General features: G+C 67.2%; 18 protein-coding genes. 14 read left to right on the forward strand and 4 right to left on the reverse strand.

Features of this window, described 5'->3' with window-relative positions:
• The first annotated feature begins 11 nt into the window (after positions 1–11).
• Genes OKQ63_RS01545 through OKQ63_RS01580 form a run of 8 tightly spaced genes read left to right on the forward strand, consistent with a single transcriptional unit; the run spans position 12 to position 8,782 of the window.
• Complete coding sequence (locus OKQ63_RS01545; protein WP_264212227.1) at positions 12–980, forward strand: ABC transporter permease; 969 nt, start codon at positions 12–14, stop codon at positions 978–980.
• Positions 981–992: 12 nt separating this feature from the next.
• Positions 993–1,925, forward strand: a complete 933-nt coding sequence (locus tag OKQ63_RS01550; protein WP_264212228.1) for an ABC transporter permease — start codon at positions 993–995, stop codon at positions 1,923–1,925.
• Between the two features lie 11 nt (positions 1,926–1,936).
• Entirely contained in the window at positions 1,937–2,929 is a 993-nt protein-coding gene (locus OKQ63_RS01555) for an ABC transporter ATP-binding protein (protein ID WP_264212229.1), read from the forward strand.
• On the forward strand, positions 2,926–4,023 hold the full coding sequence (locus OKQ63_RS01560) for an ABC transporter ATP-binding protein (protein WP_264212230.1): 1,098 nt from the start codon (positions 2,926–2,928) through the stop codon (positions 4,021–4,023). Before OKQ63_RS01555 ends, OKQ63_RS01560 begins: the two co-directional genes overlap by 4 nt.
• Entirely contained in the window at positions 4,023–4,646 is a 624-nt protein-coding gene (locus OKQ63_RS01565) for a flavin reductase family protein (RefSeq protein ID WP_264212231.1), read from the forward strand. The genes OKQ63_RS01560 and OKQ63_RS01565 overlap by 1 nt, the downstream gene beginning before the upstream one ends.
• Positions 4,647–4,653: 7 nt before the next feature.
• Positions 4,654–5,853, forward strand: a complete 1,200-nt coding sequence (locus OKQ63_RS01570; RefSeq protein ID WP_264212232.1) for an amidohydrolase family protein — start codon at positions 4,654–4,656, stop codon at positions 5,851–5,853.
• Positions 5,853–7,343, forward strand: coding sequence for an amidohydrolase family protein (locus OKQ63_RS01575; protein ID WP_264212233.1), 1,491 nt, complete (start codon positions 5,853–5,855; stop codon positions 7,341–7,343). The genes OKQ63_RS01570 and OKQ63_RS01575 overlap by 1 nt, the downstream gene beginning before the upstream one ends.
• Positions 7,340–8,782 carry an amidohydrolase family protein gene (locus OKQ63_RS01580; protein ID WP_264212234.1) on the forward strand — a complete coding sequence of 481 codons (1,443 nt, stop codon included), beginning with the start codon at positions 7,340–7,342 and terminating at the stop codon, positions 8,780–8,782. Before OKQ63_RS01575 ends, OKQ63_RS01580 begins: the two co-directional genes overlap by 4 nt.
• A 183-nt stretch (positions 8,783–8,965) precedes the next feature.
• Here OKQ63_RS01580 and OKQ63_RS01585 read toward each other — a convergent pair whose 3' ends face one another.
• Positions 8,966–9,637, reverse strand: coding sequence for an ankyrin repeat domain-containing protein (locus OKQ63_RS01585; protein WP_264212235.1), 672 nt, complete (start codon positions 9,635–9,637; stop codon positions 8,966–8,968).
• 65 nt (positions 9,638–9,702) lie between these two features.
• The gene (locus tag OKQ63_RS01590; protein WP_264212236.1) at positions 9,703–10,185 is read right to left on the reverse strand and encodes a GlcG/HbpS family heme-binding protein; all 483 of its coding nucleotides are present in this window, start codon (positions 10,183–10,185) and stop codon (positions 9,703–9,705) included.
• A 474-nt stretch (positions 10,186–10,659) separates the two neighbouring features.
• On the opposite strand from OKQ63_RS01590, the gene OKQ63_RS01595 reads away from it, so the two are divergent.
• The 5 genes from OKQ63_RS01595 (at position 10,660) to OKQ63_RS01615 (ending at position 15,878) form a co-directional block, all read left to right on the forward strand.
• Positions 10,660–11,391, forward strand: coding sequence for a maleate cis-trans isomerase family protein (locus OKQ63_RS01595; RefSeq protein ID WP_264212237.1), 732 nt, complete (start codon positions 10,660–10,662; stop codon positions 11,389–11,391).
• A 79-nt stretch (positions 11,392–11,470) separates the two neighbouring features.
• On the forward strand, positions 11,471–12,502 hold the full coding sequence (locus OKQ63_RS01600; RefSeq protein WP_264212238.1) for a TRAP transporter substrate-binding protein: 1,032 nt from the start codon (positions 11,471–11,473) through the stop codon (positions 12,500–12,502).
• Between the two features lie 61 nt (positions 12,503–12,563).
• A complete protein-coding gene (locus OKQ63_RS01605; protein ID WP_264212239.1) occupies positions 12,564–13,118 on the forward strand; it encodes a TRAP transporter small permease subunit in 555 nt (184 codons plus the stop codon).
• Between the two features lie 54 nt (positions 13,119–13,172).
• Entirely contained in the window at positions 13,173–14,480 is a 1,308-nt protein-coding gene (locus tag OKQ63_RS01610; protein ID WP_264212240.1) for a TRAP transporter large permease, read from the forward strand.
• A 3-nt stretch (positions 14,481–14,483) separates the two neighbouring features.
• On the forward strand, positions 14,484–15,878 hold the full coding sequence (locus tag OKQ63_RS01615) for an amidase (RefSeq protein WP_264212241.1): 1,395 nt from the start codon (positions 14,484–14,486) through the stop codon (positions 15,876–15,878).
• A 52-nt stretch (positions 15,879–15,930) separates the two neighbouring features.
• On the opposite strand, the gene OKQ63_RS01620 is transcribed toward OKQ63_RS01615, so the two are convergent.
• On the reverse strand, positions 15,931–16,692 hold the full coding sequence (locus OKQ63_RS01620) for a 2-keto-4-pentenoate hydratase (protein WP_264212242.1): 762 nt from the start codon (positions 16,690–16,692) through the stop codon (positions 15,931–15,933).
• 169 nt (positions 16,693–16,861) lie between these two features.
• Between OKQ63_RS01620 and OKQ63_RS01625 the strand changes: the two genes are divergently transcribed.
• Entirely contained in the window at positions 16,862–17,593 is a 732-nt protein-coding gene (locus OKQ63_RS01625) for a GntR family transcriptional regulator (protein ID WP_264212243.1), read from the forward strand.
• 64 nt (positions 17,594–17,657) lie between these two features.
• Here OKQ63_RS01625 and OKQ63_RS01630 read toward each other — a convergent pair whose 3' ends face one another.
• Complete coding sequence (locus OKQ63_RS01630; RefSeq protein WP_264212244.1) at positions 17,658–18,848, reverse strand: pyridoxal-phosphate-dependent aminotransferase family protein; 1,191 nt, start codon at positions 18,846–18,848, stop codon at positions 17,658–17,660.
• Positions 18,849–19,002 lie beyond the last annotated feature (154 nt).

Here is a 19,002-nt window from a genome sequence, read left to right on the forward strand (position 1 = left end):
AGGACCCTCCAATGATCGCTTTCATTCTGAAGCGGCTGATCCAATCGGTCATCGTGATGCTTGCCGTTGCTTTGATCGCCTTTTCGATGTTCCGTTTCATCGGTGATCCGGTGAACAGCATGCTGCCGGAAAACGCCTCCGCCGAAGACCGGCAGGAGTTGCGCGGACAGCTTGGCCTCGACCAGCCTGTGACAGTCCAGTTCACGCGCTTTGTGACCGGCGCGGTGCAGGGCGACTTCGGCATTTCCTACCGCAACAAACGCCCGGTGGCCGAAATGATCGCCGAGCGCCTGCCCGCGACGCTGGAGCTGGTGCTTGCCGCTGCCGTCTTTGCCCTGCTGCTGGGGGTGCCGATGGGCATCTATGCCGCGCTTCATCCAAAGGGGGTGCTGAGCAACCTGCTCAATGTCGTCTCGCTGATCGGCATATCGGTGCCAACCTTCGTGACCGGCATCCTGCTGATCCTGATCTTCTCGGTCTGGCTGAACTGGCTGCCGTCGTTCGGGCGCGGGGACACGGTGCAGATCGGCTGGTGGAGCACCGGCTTCCTGACCGTCAACGGGCTGAAATCGCTGGTCCTGCCGGCGGTGATGCTGGGTTTGTTCCAGGTCACGCTGATCATGCGGCTGGTGCGGGCCGAGATGATGGAAGTGCTGCGCTCGGATTTCGTGCGGTTCGCCCGCGCCCGCGGCCTGACCAACAGGGCGGTGAATTTCGGCCATGCGCTCGGCAACACGCTGATGCCGGTGATCACCATTGTCGGCCTGCAGCTGGGATCGATGATCGCCTTTGCGATCATTACCGAGACCGTATTCCAATGGCCGGGCATGGGGCTGCTGTTCATCCAGGCCGTCAGCTTTGGCGACATTCCGGTGATGTCCGCCTACCTGGTGATGGTCGCGCTGGTCTTCGTGACGATCAACATGGTTGTCGATCTTCTTTACTTTGCAATTGATCCGCGCCTTTCGGTGCGGGCGTGAGGGAGACTAAACATGGCTCTTGAAGCATTCCCCCAATCCCGTCTCGCAGCGATCCTGAAAAGCGATCTGTTCTACCGCTTCCGCACCTCCTATGTGACCGTGATTGCCTCGGCCGTCACCCTGTTCATCCTGCTGGCGGCGCTGCTGGCGCCCTGGATTGCGCCGCATGACCCGTTCGATGTCTCCACATTGAGCCTGTGGGACAGCGAATTGCCGCCGGTGTGGGCGGAAGGCGGCGACCCGCGGTTCATCCTCGGCACCGACAACCAGGGGCGCGATGTGCTGTCGGCCATCCTTTACGGGTCGCGCATCTCCCTCGCGGTCGGCTTCGTCAGCGTGGCGCTGGCGATGGTGATCGGCATCGTGGCCGGCCTGGTCAGCGGTTACTTCGGCGGCACCGTCGACGCGGTTTTCATGCGCATCGCCGACGTGATGCTGAGCTTTCCGACCATCCTGGTGGCGCTGCTGGTCAGCGGCATCGTCCGCGGCGCGCTGCCGCGGGAGATGCATGACAGCGCGGCCCTGATCGTGCTGGTCTTTGCCATCACCGTCACCACCTGGGTGCAATACGCGCGCACGGTGCGCAGTTCGACCATGGTCGAGCGCCGCCGCGAGTATGTCTATGCCGCGCAGCTGGTCGGACGGCGGCCGCTGGCGATCCTGTTCCGCCACATCCTGCCGAACGTGATGGGTCCGGTGCTGGTGATCGCGACGATCAACCTGGCGATGGCGATCCTGATCGAGGCGACCCTGTCGTTCCTCGGCGTCGGCATGCCACCCACCAACCCGTCGCTCGGCACGCTGATCCGCGTCGGCAACGAGTATCTGTTCTCGGGCATCTGGTGGGTGGTGATCTTCCCGTCGCTGACGCTGGTGGCGCTGGTTCTGGCAGTCAACCTGCTCGGCGACTGGCTGCGCGACGCCCTGAATCCCAAGCTGCGCTGAAAGGAATGACGATGAATACCACGACCTTCCCCAAATCGCCGCTTCTGAGTGTGCGCGGCCTGTCGATCTGCTTTGACACACGGCACGGGCCGCTGCGTGCGGTCGATGGCATCAGCTTTGATCTCGCCCCCGGCGAAATCCTGGGCATGGTGGGCGAGTCGGGCGCTGGCAAATCGCTGACCGGCACCGCGATCACCGGCTTGCTGGAGCGGCCCGGCCGCATCGACCGCGGCGAAATACATTTTGAGGGGCAGCGCATCGACACGCTGTCCGCGGAAGAGATGCGGCGGCTGCGCGGGCGCAAGATCGGCGCGATCTTTCAGGATCCGCTGACCAGCCTCAATCCGCTGATGACGGTGGGCCAGCAGCTGACCCAGACCATCCGCACCCACCTGAATCTGGACCGGGCGGCGGCGCGGGCGCGGGCCATCGCCTGTCTGGCCGAGGTCGGCATTCCGGCCCCGGAAGCCCGGGTTGACCAGTATCCGCACCAGTTTTCCGGCGGCATGCGCCAGCGGGTGGTGATCGCGCTGGCGCTCTGCGCCGAACCCTCTCTGGTGATCGCCGATGAGCCGACAACGGCGCTGGATGTTTCGATCCAGGCGCAGATCCTGGATCTGCTCAAGCGGATGTGCCGGGAGCGCGGTGCGGCGGTGATCCTGGTGACCCATGACATGGGGGTGATCGCCGAGACCGCCGACCGCGTTGCGGTGATGTACTCGGGCCGGGTTGTCGAGCTTGGCCCGGTGGAGAAGGTGGTGCGCGATCCGCGCCACCCCTACACCAAGGGGCTGATGCAATCGATCCCGCGCGTCGGTTCCAAAGCCAAGCGGCTGACCCAGATCAACGGTGCCATGCCGCGGCTGACGGACCTGCCAACGGGCTGTGCGTTCCACCCCCGCTGCCCGCGGGCCTTTGCCGAGTGCAGCAGCACCAAGCCGGCGCCTCAGCCGGTCAAGGGCGGCCACGTCGCCTGCCACCTTTACCAGGGAGAACCGGCATGACCTTGCACGCTACCGGGTCCGAACCCCTCGTGTCCCTGCGGGGGCTGTCGAAAACCTTTGATCTGTCGCCGCCGCTGCTGAACCGGCTGATTGAGCGCAAGGGCCATCGTCATCTGCGCGCAGTCGACGGGCTCAACATCGACATTCCGCGCGGCAAGACCTTCAGCCTGGTCGGCGAGTCCGGCTGCGGCAAGTCGACGGTCGCCAAGCTGGTGGTTGGTCTGCATGCCGCCACCTCGGGGGAGATCCGCTTTGACGGCACCGATCTGACCGCGCTGCCGGCGGCTGCGCGGGGCGACTTCCGCCGCCGGATCCAGATGATTTTCCAGGATCCCTATGCCAGCCTGAACCCGCGCTGGCGGGTGCGGGATATCATTGCCGAGCCGCTGCGCAGCTTCGGCATCACCGGAAGCCGCGAAGAGGAGCAGGCCGAGGTCGGGCGGCTGCTGGAGATGGTCGGTCTGTCGGCCCGCGACGGCGAGAAATTCCCGCATGAGTTTTCCGGCGGCCAGCGCCAGCGGATCTCGATCGCGCGGGCGATCTCGTCGCGGCCGGAGTTCCTGGTCTGCGATGAGCCGACATCGGCGCTGGACGTGTCGGTGCAGTCACAGGTGCTGAACCTGATGCGGGACCTGCAGGACGAGCTGGGGCTGACATATCTGTTCATCAGCCACGATCTGGCTGTGGTGGATTTCATGTCGGATTACGTGGGCGTGATGTATCTCGGTCGCCTGGTTGAGGCCGGTCCGGCCGAGCGGATCTTTGCGGCTCCGGAACACCCTTATACGCAACTGCTGATGGACACGGTTCCGGATATCAGCCTGGGACGGCGCGACCGGGCGCCTGCAATCGGCGAAGTGCCGAACCCGATCACCCCGCCGCCGGGCTGTTCCTTCAACCCGCGCTGCACGCTGGCCACGGCACGCTGCCGCGAGCAGTCCCCGGAACTGGCCGCCCGCAGCGGCGGCACCGTCGTCGCCTGCCATGCCGTCACCGGCGGGCAGGAGGCAGGGCAGCGCCCCGGCGCAGGCAGCACCGCCGGTCCCGGCGCGGATGCGGGCGAGCGGCTGGAGACCAAAAGGGGGGCGGCCTGATGGAGTTCGATTTCGAGGCGCTGCCGCCGAAGGACCGCTACCGGCTGCTGTGCAGTTTCGTGGCGCCCCGGCCGATCGCGCTGGTGACCACCCGCAGCGAAAACGGCACGCCGAATGCGGCGCCGATGAGCTTTTTCAACGTCTTCTCACAGGATCCGCCAATCGTGATCCTGGGCATCCAGGCCCGGCCCGACGGCGCGGAGAAGGAAACGATGCGCAATATCCGGCGGTCGCAGGAGTTTGTCGTCAACCTGTGCGACATGGCCATTGCCCAGCAGATGGTGGACTGCGGCATCAGTTTTCCGGATGATGTGGACGAGGTCGCACTGACGGGTCTCAGCCATGCGCCGTCGCTCAAGATCGGGCCCGGGCGGGTGGCGGAGTCGCCTGCGTCGATGGAATGCCGGGTGTCGCAGATCATCGATTACCCGCGCCGCGCCATCGTTCTGGGCGAGGTGGTGCAGATGCATGTGCGCGACACGTGCCTCGACGCGGCTGGGCGCTATGTCCGGCCCGAGGCCTATCAGCCGGTCGCGCGGCTGCATGCGGATAACTACATCGTATCGGACCGGCAGTTCGAGCTGACCGCAACCGATTCACTGACTGCTGCAACGGGGAGCTGAGGCGCATATGACCGGCGATATACTTCTGAGAAATCTGCGCCCGTTTGGGGCGGACCCAGCCGACATGCTGATCGAGGGCGGGCGCATTGTGCAAACCGGCCCGGATCTGCCGGCCCGGCCCGATGTGCCGGAGGAGGACTGCGGCGGGGCGATCCTGCTGCCCGGGCTGGTGGAGGCCCATACCCACCTGGACAAATCCCTGTGGGGCATGGGCTGGCGCCCGCATCAGGCGGGGCCGAGTCTGCGCGACAAGATCAATACCGAACGCCGCCTGCGCCGGGAGTGGAACATCGATGCGCACCGCCAGTCGATGCGGCAGGCGCTGCTGTCGCTGGGCCACGGCTCGACCGCGATCCGCAGCCATGTGGATGTGGACACCGAAACCGGCCTGGCCGGCATCGAAGGCGTTGCGCGCACCCGCAGCGAACTGGCCGGGCTGGTTGACATCGAGATCGTCGCCTTTCCGCAGTCCGGGCTGATGACGCGGCCCGGCACGCTGGAATTGCTGGATGCGGCGCTGCGCGGGCCGGCGGATGTGGTCGGCGGCCTTGACCCCTGCGGCATGGATTCCGACCCGAAAGGGCACCTCGACGCGGTTTTCGCTCTGGCTGAAAAGCACGGAAAGCCCATCGATATCCACCTGCACGAACCCGGCGAACTGGGGGCGTTCAGCATGGAAATGATCATTGAACGCACCCGCGCACTGGGAATGCAGGGGCGGGTGACAGTCAGCCATGCCTTTTGCCTGGGCATGCCCGACCGCGACCGCGCCCGCGCGCTGGTGGCGCAGCTGGCGGAGGTGCAGATCCACATCGCGACGGTTGCGACCCCGTTCCGGCCGGTGCCGCTGGCGGAGGATCTGCGGGCGGCGGGGGTGACGCTTTGCGCAGGGTCCGACGGCATCCGCGATACCTGGGGCCCCTATGGCAACGCCGACATGCTGGAACGCGCCATGCTGCTGGGGCAGCGCAACAACCTGCGCTCCGACAGCGATGTCGAGCATGCCCTGTGGTGCTGCTCCTGGGGCGGCGCCAAGGTCATGGGGCTCGAGGATTACGGGCTCGAAACCGGCTGCCAGGCGGATCTGGTGCTGGTCGAGGCTGAGACCGTGCCCCATGCGGTGGTTGCGCACCCGCCGCGCAAGCTGGTGCTGAAGGCGGGCCGCATCGTTGCCCGCGAGGGCCGCAGCCTGCGGGAGGCGCCGTGATGGCGGCGGGCAGGGAGCAGGGCCGTACCCTGATGACCGCCGACTGGGTGGTCGGCCATGAAGACGGCCAGCATGTGCTACTGCCGCGCGGCGAAGTCGTGTTCGAGGATGGCGCCATCCTGTTTGCCGGGCACGGGTTCGAAGGCGAGGTGGCCCGGCGCATCGATTGCGGCCGCGCGCTGATCGGGCCGGGATTCATCGACCTCGATGCGCTGTCGGATCTCGACACCACGGTTCTGGGCCTCGACAACCAGCCGGCCTGGAAGAAGGGCCGCATCTGGCCGCAAAGCTACATGGAAAAAGGCCCGCGCGAGATGTACGCGCCGGAGGATCTGCGCTGGCAGAAGCATTATGCCTTTACCCGGCTGATCCGCAACGGCATCACCACCGCGCTGCCGATCGCCTCGCTGTTCTACCGCGAGTGGGGCGAGACCTGGGACGAATTCGCCGGCGCGGCAGAGGCCGCAGAGGAGCTTGGCCTGCGGGTCTATCTGGGTCCCGCCTACCGCAGCGGCAATACCTATGTCGCCGAAGATGGCAGCATCGGATTCCATTTCGACGAGGAGCGGGGGCTTCAGGGCCTCTCTGATGCGGTGCGCTTTTGCGAGCGCTTTGAAGGCCGTGCCGGGGGGCTGGTCCGGACCATGCTGGCCCCGGACCGGATTGAAACCTGCACCGAAGCACTGCTGTCGCGGACCGCACAGGCGGTGCGGGATCTGGATGTGCCGGTGCGGCTGCATTGCTGCCAGTCCGCCTTTGAATACCAGAGCGTCGTGCGGATGCATGGCAAGAGCCCGCCGGAATGGCTGCGCGACCTTGGTTTTCTGTCGCCGCGGGCGATCCTGCCGCATCTGACCTTCCTGTCGGGTGTCAACGGCATCGAATACGAGGCGCCGGACCTTGAGATCCTGGCAGAGGGCGGCGCGGCGCTGGCGCATTGCCCGCTGGTGATGGCGCGCAGCGGTGCGGTGCTGCGATCCTTTGCGCGTTACCGCGATGCCGGTCTGACCATTGGCATGGGGACCGACACCCATCCCCCGGACATGATCCTGAACATGCAACTGGGGCTGATCACCGCCCGGATGGCCGACAGCAATCCGCAGGCGGTCAGTGCCGCCGACATGTATGATGCCGCGACCCTTGGCGGCGCCAAGGCACTGGGCCGCAGCGACCTGGGCCGCCTTGCCCCCGGTGCGCGGGCCGACATCACGGTTATCGGCCTGGACGATCCCGCCATGGGGCAGGTCATCGACCCGATCCAGACGGTTCTGCTGAACGGCTCCGGCCGCGACGTGCGCACGGTGGTGATCGACGGCCGCATCGTCCTGCAGGACGGAGACATTCCCGGCGTCGACCACGGCGCGCTGCGGGCGGGTGCGCAAAGCCGGTTTGACGGGCTGGTGGCGCAATACCCCGACCGGACCTTTGGCCATCCGCCGGTGGAGGAAATCTTTGCCCCGGCCTATCCGCTGCGGAAGGCGCCTGCATGACCAGCATCCTGATCCGCCACGCCACCGCCCTGACCGTTGACGCGGACCGCCGGGTGATCGAGGACGCCGCCATCGCCATCGAGGGCGACCGGATCGCTGCAATCGGGCGCGACGCCGAGCTGGCGCCGCTGGCCGATGCCGCGGCCGAGGTGATCGACGCCACCGGCATGGCTGCGATCCCCGGGCTGATCGACAGTCACGCCCACGCCGGGCACGGGCTTGTCCGGGCGCTTGGGGCCGGCGACACCGAGGCCTGGTTTCAGGCCTGCGAAACGCTGTATGCAGGCGGAACCGATGTTGCCTTCTGGGCCGCCGAGGCCCGGCTGACGCTGCTGGAACGGCTGATGGCCGGGGTCACCACCTGTGTCACGCTGCTGGGCGGCGGGGCGGATATCTACCGCAGCGATGATCCGGCCTTTGGCGATGCCTATTGCGCCGCGGTGCGCGAAAGCGGGCTGCGCACGATGCTGGCCGTGGGACCGGGGCGCCCGCCGTTTCCCCGCCGCTACCGCGGCAGCCGCGGAACGGAGATCGACGTGGATTTTGCGCATCAGCTGGCGGTGAGCGCGGATCTGATTTCCCGGCACGACGGCATTCTGGAGACCGGAACCGGCGTCTGCCTGGTGATGCCAGTCTACGCGCCGGGCGGCGATGAGGCTGCAAGCGAGGCGGAAGTGCGCCGCATGGCGGGTGCGGTGGCGGCACTGCGGGAACAGCACAGCGTTCTGCTGACTCAGGACGGGCACCGGAACGGGTCCATCGCCTATGCCCGCGACCTTGGCCTGCTTGGCCCGCATGCCCTGCTGGCGCATTGCGTGGACCTTACCGGCGCGGATATCGCGGCGCTGGAGGAAACCGGCGCCGCGGTCGCCCACAACCCCAGCGCCATCATGTCCATTCTTGGCCGCTGCCCCGCGCCCGAGCTGATCGAGCGGGGCATCCGGGTGGCGCTTGGTTCGGATGCGGCGGCGCCGGACCGGGGCTATGACATGTTCCGGCATATGGCGCAGGCCATGCATTACCACCGCCGCCATTTTGCGGATCCTTCGGTGCTGCCGCCGGGCAAGGTGCTGGAAATGGCAACCATCGATGCGGCCCGCGCCTTGGGCCTGGAACAGGATCTCGGCTCCCTGGAGGCGGGAAAGAAGGCCGATATCGTGCTGGTGGACATGCGCAAGCCGCATCTGACGCCGCCGGACATGCCGCTGCACGCGATCACCCATTTTGCAAACGCCGCCGATGCAGACACCGTTATTGCCGACGGGCGGGTTGTTTTGCGCGGGCGTGTTTCCCGGACGCTGGACCCGCAGACCGTCATCGCCGAGGCAACAGAAGCCGCACGGGCGGCAGTAAACGCGGCCGGGCTTACGGCGCTGCGGCGCGAACCCCAAGGCCTGTGGCGCAATGTCCGAAATCCGGCAGGGACACCCCCGTTGTGAATGAGGCGGCCGCATCCGGTCCGCGCGACCGGAGCGGCAAGATGCGCGCGGGACACCGCAAGATCTTGCTGCCGTGCCCTGACAGGATGCGGCGCGGCAGGTGTACCGCAGGTAAAGCGCAGAGAGCGGACGGACGGCGCGGCGTCAGCACCGCCGGCGGGTCAGCCGGCCCTGGCCGGTCTGCTAATGCCCCGCGGCGCGGATGAGACCGGCGATGTCCGCAAAGCCGCGGGCTTCGGCGTGCTGGAGCGGAGTGACGCCGTCATAGTCAGTGATCCCGGTATCGGCTCCGGCTTCGGTCAGGGCGCGCACGGTGGCGGTGTGATCCGGCCCGCCGTCGCCCAGCACCACCGCCTCCATCAGCGCGGTCCAGCCCAGGTTGTTGACGTGGTCCAGCGGCGCGCCGCCGGCAATCAGGCGGCGGACCACCTCATGGTGGCCCAGATGGGCCGCGGCGATCAGGGCGGTGCCATCATAGACGCTGGTGACGAGGTCGGGGCGGTTGCCCAGTTCCAGCGCCAGCGAGACCAGTTCCGGATCATCCGCAACCGCGGCGATGGTGAGCACGTCATAGACGCGGTTTTCCAGCGCGTTCATGTCGGCGCCGGCCTCCGCCAGGGCCCGCAGCGCCGCATCATTGGAGGCAAAGGCGGCGACATGCGCCGGGGTCCGCCCGGCCCGGTCGCGGGCATCGGGATCCGCCCCGGCAGCGGCCAGGCGGCGGATGGCGGCGGCGTCCCCTTCCTGCGCGGCGAGGTGAAGCCCCTCGTAGCCCGCCAGATCGGCGGCGGAGGGCGGGGTCTGCGCCTGCGCGGCAGCGGCCAGCAGCAGGAGGCTCAGGAATATGCGCAGCATTGACGGGGTCCTTCTTCAGAGGCGGCCGGCCCGGGGCGGGCCGGCCGCGGTTTTTTGCAAATGGCTCACTCGGCGCCGATGGCGTCCAGGCCCGCGCGGACACAGGCGGCGTCGATGTCGCCCGAGGGCGCGCCGCCGGCACCGATGCCGCCGACCAGCGCGCCGCCGATGCGGATCGGCAGGCCGCCGGCCTGGATCACCAGCCGGCTGTCCATGTCGCGCAGCCCGTCATTCTGCGGGTTGCTGCCGATGAAACCGGCCAGGCCGGCGGTGTCGCGGCCCATGCTGGCCGAGGTGAAGGCCTTGCCGGTGCTGCTGCCGACGGTGTGCGGCCCGGCGTTGTCGGCGCGCAGGATCACCTTGGTCACGCCGCTGCGGGCGACGACGGCGACGCTGACATTGTGGCCGTCGGCGGCGCAGGCCTCAACCGCGGCCTGGGCGGCGGTCCGGGCCATCTCCAGCGGCAGGTAGGGGGCGGTCGGCAGCGCCTGCGCGGCAGCGGAAACGGGGGCCAGCAGGGCGGCGGCCAGGGTCAGTTTGCGGATCATTGCGGTTTTCCTTCTTGTCTGATGGGGGCACCCTAGCGGCAGGCCCGCGGGCCGGGTATTGGTAGGGCTTGCAGCGGTCCCGGTAGTTCTACGGAGTGCCGGGCATCTCCGGCGGCAGCCGGATCAGATCGGCGCGCGGCTGCTGGAGCAGCAATTGCCCCCCTGTTCTTCATGACCTGCCATCCCGCTGTTCAGTTCGTTTCCTGCCCTTTCAGATGCGTCCTGCAGCATGGCGACCGGCCAGCGGCGCCGCCTTCCGCGCCTTGCGGCCGAAACGAGCCATTGCCAGCCAGGGGCAGGCGAATCTGTCTTAGGCAGTGCGGCCTGCCTCACCAGCGGGAAGGTATTGGCATGATGTATTTGTTCTGTTTAATCATATATTACAAGCTATTAGAAAGAATATAATAAATAATTTGATATTTTATTTAGGACCGGTACTCTGCTTGTCATCGAATGGGCAGGAAAGGCGAGCCTATGGCACAACAGTTGAAACTGGGTCTTCTGACCCCATCCTCCAACACCATCATGGAGCCGCAATCGGCGGCGGTTCTGGCCGGGCTGGACCATGTGTCGGTGCATTTCGGGCGGTTCCGGGTGACGGAAATCTCGATGAGCGGCGATGCGCTGGGACAGTTCAAGTTCGCCCCGCAGCTGGCCGCGGCGGAGCTGCTGGCCGATGCGCGGATGGATGTGATCGCCTGGGGCGGCACCTCCGGCAGCTGGCTGGGCCGGGCCAATGACGAGGAGCTGGTGCGCCAGATCGAGGCCCGCTGCGGCGTGCCGTCGACCACCTCGACGCTGGCGCTGTTCGCCGCCTTCGAGGCGCTGGGGGTCAAGAGCTACGGGCTGGTGACACCCTATCTCACGGAAATCCAGGAGCCGATCCTGAGGAATTTCGCGGCCGAGGGATACCGCTGCACCGGCGACCGGCGGCTGGAGGATCCCGGCAACTATTCCTTTGCCGAATACGGCGAGGCGCAGATTGCCGACATGGTGCGCGAAGTGGCAGAGGGCAAGCCGGACGCGATTGCCATCCAGTGCACGAATTTCAACGGCACCCGGATCGCGCCGGCGCTGGAGGAGGAGCTGGGCATTCCGGTGCTGGACAGCGTCGCCTTCACGATCTGGCACTGCATGAAACTGGCCGGGGCGGACCCCCGCCAGGTCACGGGATGGGGGCGCCTGTTCCGCGACGGCGGGGCCTAGGCGCCGCCGTTCCGACGGTCCGGCACGGCCGCCGCAGAAGCGGCCGGCGGGGCAATTGCAATCCAACAAGGAGATGAAAATGAAGAAGACCATGCAATGGGCAACGGCTGCGGTGCTGACCGCGGCCGCCGGCGGAGCCGTGGCCGGAACCTATGATCTCAAGGTGCTGGGGCAGCCGGTGGCGACCGGGCTGATCCAGAAGAACGTGGAGCAGCCGTTCTTCGAGAACTTCGCGGAACGCTCAGGCCTGGATGCCGCCGCGGATTACAAGCCGCTGGACGTGACCGGCATCAAGGACACCGAACAGCTGCGCATCCTCAAGGCCGGGCTGTTCGACATCGTGTCGCTGCGGATGTCGCAGATATCGCGCGATGAACCGACCATCCTGGGCCTTGATCTGGTCGGGCTGAACCCGGATTACGAGACCGGCCGCAAGACGGTTGCGGCCTTTGAGGACGCGGTGGATGCGCAGCTGCAGGCCAAGTTCAACACCAAGCTGCTGGGGGTGTGGCCGTTCGGCCCGCAGGTGCTTTTCTGCAAGCCGGAAATCGGCGAGCTGAGCGATCTGAAGGGCAAGAAGGTGCGGGTCTATGACCAGAACCTGGCCAATTTCGTCGCTTCGGTCGGCGGCACCCCGGTGCCGATCGGGTTCCCGGACGTGCATCAGTCGCTGGCCCGCGGGGTGGTGGATTGCGCCATCACCGGCCCCAGCTCTGCCAACTCGGCCGGCTGGCCCGAGGTCACAGGCTACATGCTGCCGGTCGCCTTCCAGCTGGCGCTGAACGGCTATGGCATCAATCTGGACACCTACAACGCGATGGCGCCGGAGGACCAGAAGAAGCTGGAAGCCGCCTTTGACGGGCTGGTGGATGAGATCTGGGCCTATTCGGAGGAACTGTTCGATGATGCGGTGCGCTGCAATGTCGGCGACAGCCCCTGCGAGACGGTCAAATCCTATGAGCTGAAACTGGTGCCGGTCAGCGACGGCGACCGCAAGATCATCGGCAACGCGGTGACAGAGATTTCCTTCCCGGCCTGGGCGGAAGTCTGCGATGCCACCAACGCCAGCTGCTCGGCCGACTGGAAGGCTGCTCTGGGCCAGTCCAACTGATCAAGGACCGGAAGGCGGCCGCGGCGCCGCCTTCCGGCGCATCCCAAGAGGACGTCCCCCAATGAATTATCTTGCTCAGCTGGCCAGCCGCCTGTTCGGCGCTGCGCTGGTCGCTCTTTCTATTTTCGTCTCGATCGAAACCCTGTCCCGGAAACTGTTCAACTTCTCCTTTGAAGGCGCCGATGAACTGGGCGGCTACGTGCTGGCGGTCGGCTCCAGCCTCGCCTTTGCAGTGGCGCTGGTGGACCGGGCGCATATCCGCATCGACGTGCTGCACGCGCGGTTTCCGGCCCGGCTGCAGGCCATCATGGACTGGATCTCGATCGTGTCGATCGCCGGTTTCGGCCTGTTCATCCTCTATGTCGGGCGCATCGTGATCGATGACACGCTCAGCTACGGCAGCACCGCGCCGACCCCCTGGGCGACGCCGCTGATCTATCCGCAGGCGGCCTGGTACGCAGCGCTCTGCCTGTTTGCGCTCTGTGCCATCTGGCTGGCCGGCAAGGCCACGCTGATGGTGGCGACCGGCCGTCTGGGCCAGGTTTCTGCCGCCTTCCACCCGAAAGGCGCCATCGAGGAGCTCGAAGAGGAAATGAGCGACCTCGAACGCCGCTGACGGCACACCGCCGGCGGGGAGGCCGGCGGGACATTTTCCGCGAAAGGGAGAACTATGGGAATCGTATCGGTATTTGCGGGCTTCTTCAGCATGATGGGCCTGCTCCTCATGAGCTTCCCCATCGCCGTCATCATGGTGGTGCTGGGAGTGATCGGCGGGGTCATGCTGTACGGCTGGCCGCTGCTGAACTCGATGGGTCCGGTGATCTGGGGCGTGCAGAATGAGAACATCCTGACGGCGGTGCCGCTGTTCATCCTGCTGGGCGAACTGCTGCTGCGCAGCGGCATCGCCGACCGGATGTACGGCGCGCTGGCGCTGTGGCTGGGACGGCTGCCCGGCGGGCTGCTGCACACCAACATCGGCTGCTGCTCGCTGTTTGCGGCCACGTCGGGCTCGTCGGTGGCAACGGCCGCGACGGTCGGCACGGTGGCGCTGCCGGCGCTGAAGAGCCGCGGTTACGGCGCCCGCCAGGCGCTGGGCTCGCTGGCGGCAGGCGGCACGCTGGGCATCCTGATCCCGCCCAGTGTCAACCTGCTGATCTATGGCTCGCTGGCCAATGAATCGATCGGCCGGCTGTTCATCGCGGGCATCGTGCCGGGGCTGGCGCTGACGCTCTTGTTCATGGTCTATATCGCGGTGGAGTCGAAGTTCCTGCCGGGGGCCGAGGGGCAGGCCGAACAGAAGGTGCCGCTGTCCGAGCGCATCGCAGCACTTGTGCATCTGGTGCCGCCGGCGGTGATCTTTGCCATCGTCATGGGCTCGATCTATTTCGGCATCGCGACGCCGACCGAATCCGCAGCGCTTGGCGTGGTGGCGGCGCTGGCGTTTGCCTGGCGCGAGGGCAAGCTGAGCGTCGAGTTCTTCGACAACTGCTTCCGCCAGACCGCCAAGACGACGGGCATGATCCTGCTGATCATCACCGCTGCCTTCATGCTGAACGTGACGCTGGCGCTGGGCGGCATTGCGCAGACGATGACCGGATGGGTGGCCTCCTTCGGGCTGTCGCCGGCGGGCCTGCTGATGGCCTTGATCGTCTTCTACCTGTTCCTGGGCATGTTCATGGACGTGCTGTCGATGCAGGTGCTGACGATCCCGGTGGCGCTGCCGATCATCACCGCCGCGGGCATCGACCCGATCTGGTTCGGCATCTTCATCGTGCTGATGTGCGAGCTGGGCATGATCACTCCGCCGGTGGGGATGAACCTTTATGTGGTGCAGGGGGTGCGCAAGGACGGCGGGCCGTTCCGCGACGTGGTGCAGGGCGCGATCCCCTATGCGCTGATCATGGTGCTGTTCACCCTGCTGCTGATCGCGGTGCCGGATCTGGTGCTGTGGCTGCCCAATTCGATGATGGGGCACTGAGCCATGGCGGGTGATTTCTGGCGCCTTGGCGCGGGCGGCTTGAGCGATGCCTATGTTCGGCAAGAGGCCTGCCCGGTGCAGGTGATTGCAGAGCTGCGCGAGAGGATCGCGCGGCTCAACCCCGGGATCAACGCCTATGCGGCGCTGGCCCCGGACCTGGAGGCGCAGGCCGAAGAGAGCGCGGAGCGGCTGCGGCAGGGCCGGGCGCAGTCGCCGCTGGAGGGCGTGCCGGTTGCGCTGAAGGACAATCTGGTGATGCGCGGGCTGCCCGCCGCCTGGGGCGGCGAGGTGTTCGACGCGGTGCAGACCCGCGATGAGCTGCCGGTGCAGCGGCTGCGCGCTGCGGGTGCGATCCTCATCGGCAAGACAACTTGCCCGGAGTTCGCGGTGGAGGGCTATACCGCGAGCCGCACGTTCGGGGTGACGCGCAACCCGTGGAACCCGGAGCTGACGCCCGGCGGTTCCTCGGGCGGGGCGGTGGCGGCGGTCGCGGCCGGGCTGGCGGCGGCGGCGCTGGGAACCGACGGCGGCGGCTCGATCCGGCGGCCGGCCGGGCATACCGGGCTGTTCGGGCTGAAGCCTACCATCGGCGCCGTCCCCCGGCACGGCGGGTTGCCGCAGATCCTGATGGATTTCGAGGTGGCGGGACCGCTGGCGCGCTCGGCCCGCGACCTGCGGCTGATGTTCGGGGTGCTGACAGGAGCCGGTCGGGCCGACCCGGCCTCGCGCGGGCGGCTTCCGGTGTCTCCGGCGCGACGCAGTCTGAAAGTGCTGTATGTGGAGACCTTCGGGGACAACCCCTGCGACCCGGCGATCCGGCACTCCGCGCGGGCGGCGGCGGACGTGCTGGCGTCGCTGGGGCATGAGGTGACGGCGGGCCCGCTGCCGTTTGATCTGGCGCCGCTGGACCGGTTCTGGGGCAGTTTTGCGCAGATCGGGCTCGCGCATCTGGCCGCCACGGTGCCGGCGATGGCAGAGCGTGCCTCGCCGCAGTACCTGGAGATGGCGGCCCGGGGCAGCGGCATTCCGGCGCCAGACCTGTTTGCGGCGCTGGAGGAGGTGCGCAGGCTGCGCTCGTCGGTGTCGCAGGCGTTCGGGGAGTGGGATGTGATGGTGACGCCTTCGGCGGCGGCGCAGCCCTGGCCGGCCGCCGAAGCCTACCCGCCGGTGATCGACGGGCAGGCAGCCGGGCCGCGCGGCCACGCCGTTTATACCGGCTGGGTCAACGCCAGCGGCCATCCCGGGCTGGCGGTGCCGGTGCAGCCGGATGCCGCCGGGCTGCCCATTGGCATCCAGCTGGTCGGAGATCTGCACAGCGAGGACCTTCTGTTGTCGTTGGCCGAGGAAATGGAGCAGGCGGGCGGCGGCTGGCGCTGGCCGCGCTACGCGCTCGGCTGACGCCGGGCGCCGGGCCGCTGCCGCTTCCTCCGGCGGCAGCGGCCGAATTTGCTCAGGGGAAGGCGGCGGACACTTCGCCCAGGCCTTCGATCCAGCCTTTCACCCTGGTTCCGGCCTCGATATAGGGCAGGCCGTTCAATGAGCCGGTGATCGCCACATGGCCCGGCTGCAGCCCGCCGCAATGGCTGCCGGTCATTTCCGCCAGCTTGCAGAAGTTTTCAAACGCATCGCCGCCGGGCACCGGCACCGTGCCGTCCAGCACGCGGGTATCGCCGAAATCCAGCGTGGCGGTGGCGCGGGTGAGGTCCAGATCGTGCCAGTCCGCCCGTTCCGGCCCCACCACCAGCCCGCCGTTCAGCTGGTTGTCTGCCAGCCGAAGCATCGGCGAGGCGGCCTCGGCATCCGCGAGCCGGGTAAGCACCACCTCGATCACCGGCACCAGCGAGACGCAGTCCCGCAGCCGCTGGCGGTAATCAGCTGTGCCGGGCTGCGGCAGCGGGCGCAGGATCTTGAAGCCGATCTCCAGCTCGATGCCGATCCGCTCGCCCTCCGGCGCGGGGAAGCTCTGCCCTGAGGGCCGGATGTCCGCCGCATAGATTGGCGCCATGATCACCGGCTGGCCCGGCTTGCACGCCACCTTGAAAGCGCCGGCAGGGCCGAAGCGCCGGGCAAGCGTCTGCTGAACCTGGTAGGCTTCGGCGGCGGTGACTGGCCCGGAACGGTCGAAGCTCAGGTCCGTTTTGGGGCCGCTTTCGCGGCTGCGGATCAACGCGGCGGCCAGCGCCTGTGCCTTGTCTGTAAGGGAGTCTGTCATGTTTGCCTTTCTGGTTTCCGGCTGCAGCCGTGGGGATTTGATTAGTGATACGATTGGGGGCACTGCGTTGATAAGCCGGGACAAACAGCTTAATTGACCCGGCAGGACGCAGATGCGTAAATGTCAGCGTGCCCCGGTGTGCCCGGGGCCGGAACAGGGAAGACACGGTATGGATGGAAAGCCGGCGCCGAAAAAGCGCAGAGGATACAATGCCCAGGGCAAGCTGACCATCAGCCGCCTGTCCCTGCATGAACAGGTCGTCAACCAGCTGCGCGAGATGATCGTTTCGGGCATTCTGCCGACCGGCGAGAAGATCCGTTTCAATGAGCTGGCGGAGGAGCTGCAGGTGTCGCTGACGCCCCTGCGCGAGGCGCTCAAGGTGCTGGCGGGCGAGCAGCTGGTGGAACTGATGCCGAACCGCGGCGCCCGGGTGGCGCCGATCACGGTTGCGGGCACCAAGGAGCTGTTCGAGGTGATCGCGGGGATCGAGGCGCTGGCGGCAGAGCTGGCCGCGGCCCGCATCACCGACGAGCAGCTGGCCGGGCTGGAGCAGCTGCACCAGACCATGCGGGGGCATCACGAGCGCGGCGAGACCGCGCCGTATTTTGAGCTGAACCGGGAAATCCACGACAACATCGTGGCATTCGCCGGCAATGAAACCCTGCAGGAAATGCGGGCGCAGCTGGCCCGCCGGGCCGAGCGGGCGCGGTTCATTTCGGTGTCTTCCGGGCCGCACCGGATCGAGGCGATGCAGGACCACGATGAGCTGATGCAGGCGCTGCGGGCGCGTGATGCCAAGGCGGCGCATGCGGTCTGGCGGCGGCATCTGCTCAGCTCCGGCGAGGAGACCTGCCGGATCCTGAAGAACTGGGAAGCGGACCGCGAACGCGCGCAGGGCTGAAGGCCGCCGGCAAGGACACGGCGGCCGGGCAATGCGGCCGCCGTGCAGGTGCGGAGGGGCGGCGCTAGGCAGCCTGCGCACCGCGTGTGCCGGACGCGGCGTCCGCCAGGCAGTCCAGCGCCGCCTGCACGCCGCCGGACTGGTGCGGCACCCCCGCCAGCCTGAGCCCCATTTCCACGCCGCCGAGCGTGCCGGCCAGCATCAGGTCGTTGAAGTCGCCTAGGTGGCCGATGCGGAACACCCGGTCCGCCAGCCGGCCCAGCCCGTTGCCCAGCGACATGTTCAGCTGCTGATGCACCACCTTGCGGAAGGCGTCGGCGGAGTGGCCGTCGGGCATCCGTACCGCGGTAAGCGCACCGGAATAATGCTCGGGCGTGCGGCACAGAACCTCCAGCCCCCAGGCCCGCACCGCGCGGCGGGTGGCCTCGGCGTGGCGCTGGTGGCGGGCAAACACGTTGTCCAGACCCTCGGCATGCAGCCGGTCCACCGCGGCCACCAGCCCGTAGAGCAGGTTGGTGGCAGGCGTATAGGGGAAAAAGCCGGTGCTGTTGGCCTTCAGCATCTCCTCCCAGTTCCAGTAGGCGTGGCGCATGGCGCCTTCGGCGGCGGCCTTGGCCTTGGTGCTGACCGCGTTGAAGGACAGGCCGGGCGGCAGCATCAGACCCTTTTGCGAGCCGCCGACGGTGACATCCACGCCCCATTCGTCGTGCCGGTAGTCGATCGAGCCGAGCGAGGAGATCACGTCCGCCATCAGCAGGGCCGGGTGGCCTGCCGCGTCCAGCGCCTGGCGCACGGCCTGAACGTCCGAGGTGCAGCCCGTCGAGGTTTCGTTGTGCACCACGCAGACGGCCTTGATCGCGTGCTCCTTGTCGGCCTGCAGAGCTTCGGCAATGGCCGCCGTATCCGCACCGCTGCGCCAGTCGGTTGCGATCATCTGCGGCTCCAGCCCCAGCCGCTGCGCCAGCCGGAGCCAGAGCGAAGCGAACTGGCCGGTTTCGCACATCAGGACGGTGTCGCCGGGCGCCAGCGTGTTGGCCAGTGCCGCCTCCCAGGCGCCGGTGCCGGAGGCCGGGTAGATGATGACATCGCCGCGGGTCTTGAACACGGTCCTGAGGCCGGAAAGGGCGCGCAGGCCCAGCTCGCCGAATTCCGGGCTGCGGTGGTCCATCGTGGGGTGATCCATCGCGCGCAGCACGTCGTCGGGCACATTGGTGGGTCCGGGGATTTGCAGAAAATGCCTGCCTGGCTTGAACATGGTGAAGGCTCCCTGTTTGGAAAATTATTGTATTCCAGCAGGCTGCACCAAATATGATAAATAATCAAATACTATGTAACGCTCAGAAAATGCTTATAAAATGTGGTTTTGGATTGGCCGCGGCCGGCGGCTGGCACAGAATCAAAAAAGCGGC

It is taken from the genome of Leisingera thetidis, assembly GCF_025857195.1.
Classification (GTDB): domain Bacteria; phylum Pseudomonadota; class Alphaproteobacteria; order Rhodobacterales; family Rhodobacteraceae; genus Leisingera; species Leisingera thetidis.

What these genes read in the sequence shown, in the direction of transcription:
- OKQ63_RS01545 (WP_264212227.1), top strand. Translation starts at nt 12, where the DNA reads ATGATCGCTTTCATTCTGAAGCGGCTGATCCAATCGGTCATCGTGATG.
- OKQ63_RS01550 (WP_264212228.1), top strand. Translation starts at nt 993, where the DNA reads ATGGCTCTTGAAGCATTCCCCCAATCCCGTCTCGCAGCGATCCTGAAA.
- OKQ63_RS01555 (WP_264212229.1), top strand. Translation starts at nt 1,937, where the DNA reads ATGAATACCACGACCTTCCCCAAATCGCCGCTTCTGAGTGTGCGCGGC.
- OKQ63_RS01560 (WP_264212230.1), top strand. Translation starts at nt 2,926, where the DNA reads ATGACCTTGCACGCTACCGGGTCCGAACCCCTCGTGTCCCTGCGGGGG.
- OKQ63_RS01565 (WP_264212231.1), top strand. Translation starts at nt 4,023, where the DNA reads ATGGAGTTCGATTTCGAGGCGCTGCCGCCGAAGGACCGCTACCGGCTG.
- OKQ63_RS01570 (WP_264212232.1), top strand. Translation starts at nt 4,654, where the DNA reads ATGACCGGCGATATACTTCTGAGAAATCTGCGCCCGTTTGGGGCGGAC.
- OKQ63_RS01575 (WP_264212233.1), top strand. Translation starts at nt 5,853, where the DNA reads ATGGCGGCGGGCAGGGAGCAGGGCCGTACCCTGATGACCGCCGACTGG.
- OKQ63_RS01580 (WP_264212234.1), top strand. Translation starts at nt 7,340, where the DNA reads ATGACCAGCATCCTGATCCGCCACGCCACCGCCCTGACCGTTGACGCG.
- OKQ63_RS01585 (WP_264212235.1), bottom strand. Translation starts at nt 9,637, where the DNA reads ATGCTGCGCATATTCCTGAGCCTCCTGCTGCTGGCCGCTGCCGCGCAG.
- OKQ63_RS01590 (WP_264212236.1), bottom strand. Translation starts at nt 10,185, where the DNA reads ATGATCCGCAAACTGACCCTGGCCGCCGCCCTGCTGGCCCCCGTTTCC.
- OKQ63_RS01595 (WP_264212237.1), top strand. Translation starts at nt 10,660, where the DNA reads ATGGCACAACAGTTGAAACTGGGTCTTCTGACCCCATCCTCCAACACC.
- OKQ63_RS01600 (WP_264212238.1), top strand. Translation starts at nt 11,471, where the DNA reads ATGAAGAAGACCATGCAATGGGCAACGGCTGCGGTGCTGACCGCGGCC.
- OKQ63_RS01605 (WP_264212239.1), top strand. Translation starts at nt 12,564, where the DNA reads ATGAATTATCTTGCTCAGCTGGCCAGCCGCCTGTTCGGCGCTGCGCTG.
- OKQ63_RS01610 (WP_264212240.1), top strand. Translation starts at nt 13,173, where the DNA reads ATGGGAATCGTATCGGTATTTGCGGGCTTCTTCAGCATGATGGGCCTG.
- OKQ63_RS01615 (WP_264212241.1), top strand. Translation starts at nt 14,484, where the DNA reads ATGGCGGGTGATTTCTGGCGCCTTGGCGCGGGCGGCTTGAGCGATGCC.
- OKQ63_RS01620 (WP_264212242.1), bottom strand. Translation starts at nt 16,692, where the DNA reads ATGACAGACTCCCTTACAGACAAGGCACAGGCGCTGGCCGCCGCGTTG.
- OKQ63_RS01625 (WP_264212243.1), top strand. Translation starts at nt 16,862, where the DNA reads ATGGATGGAAAGCCGGCGCCGAAAAAGCGCAGAGGATACAATGCCCAG.
- OKQ63_RS01630 (WP_264212244.1), bottom strand. Translation starts at nt 18,848, where the DNA reads ATGTTCAAGCCAGGCAGGCATTTTCTGCAAATCCCCGGACCCACCAAT.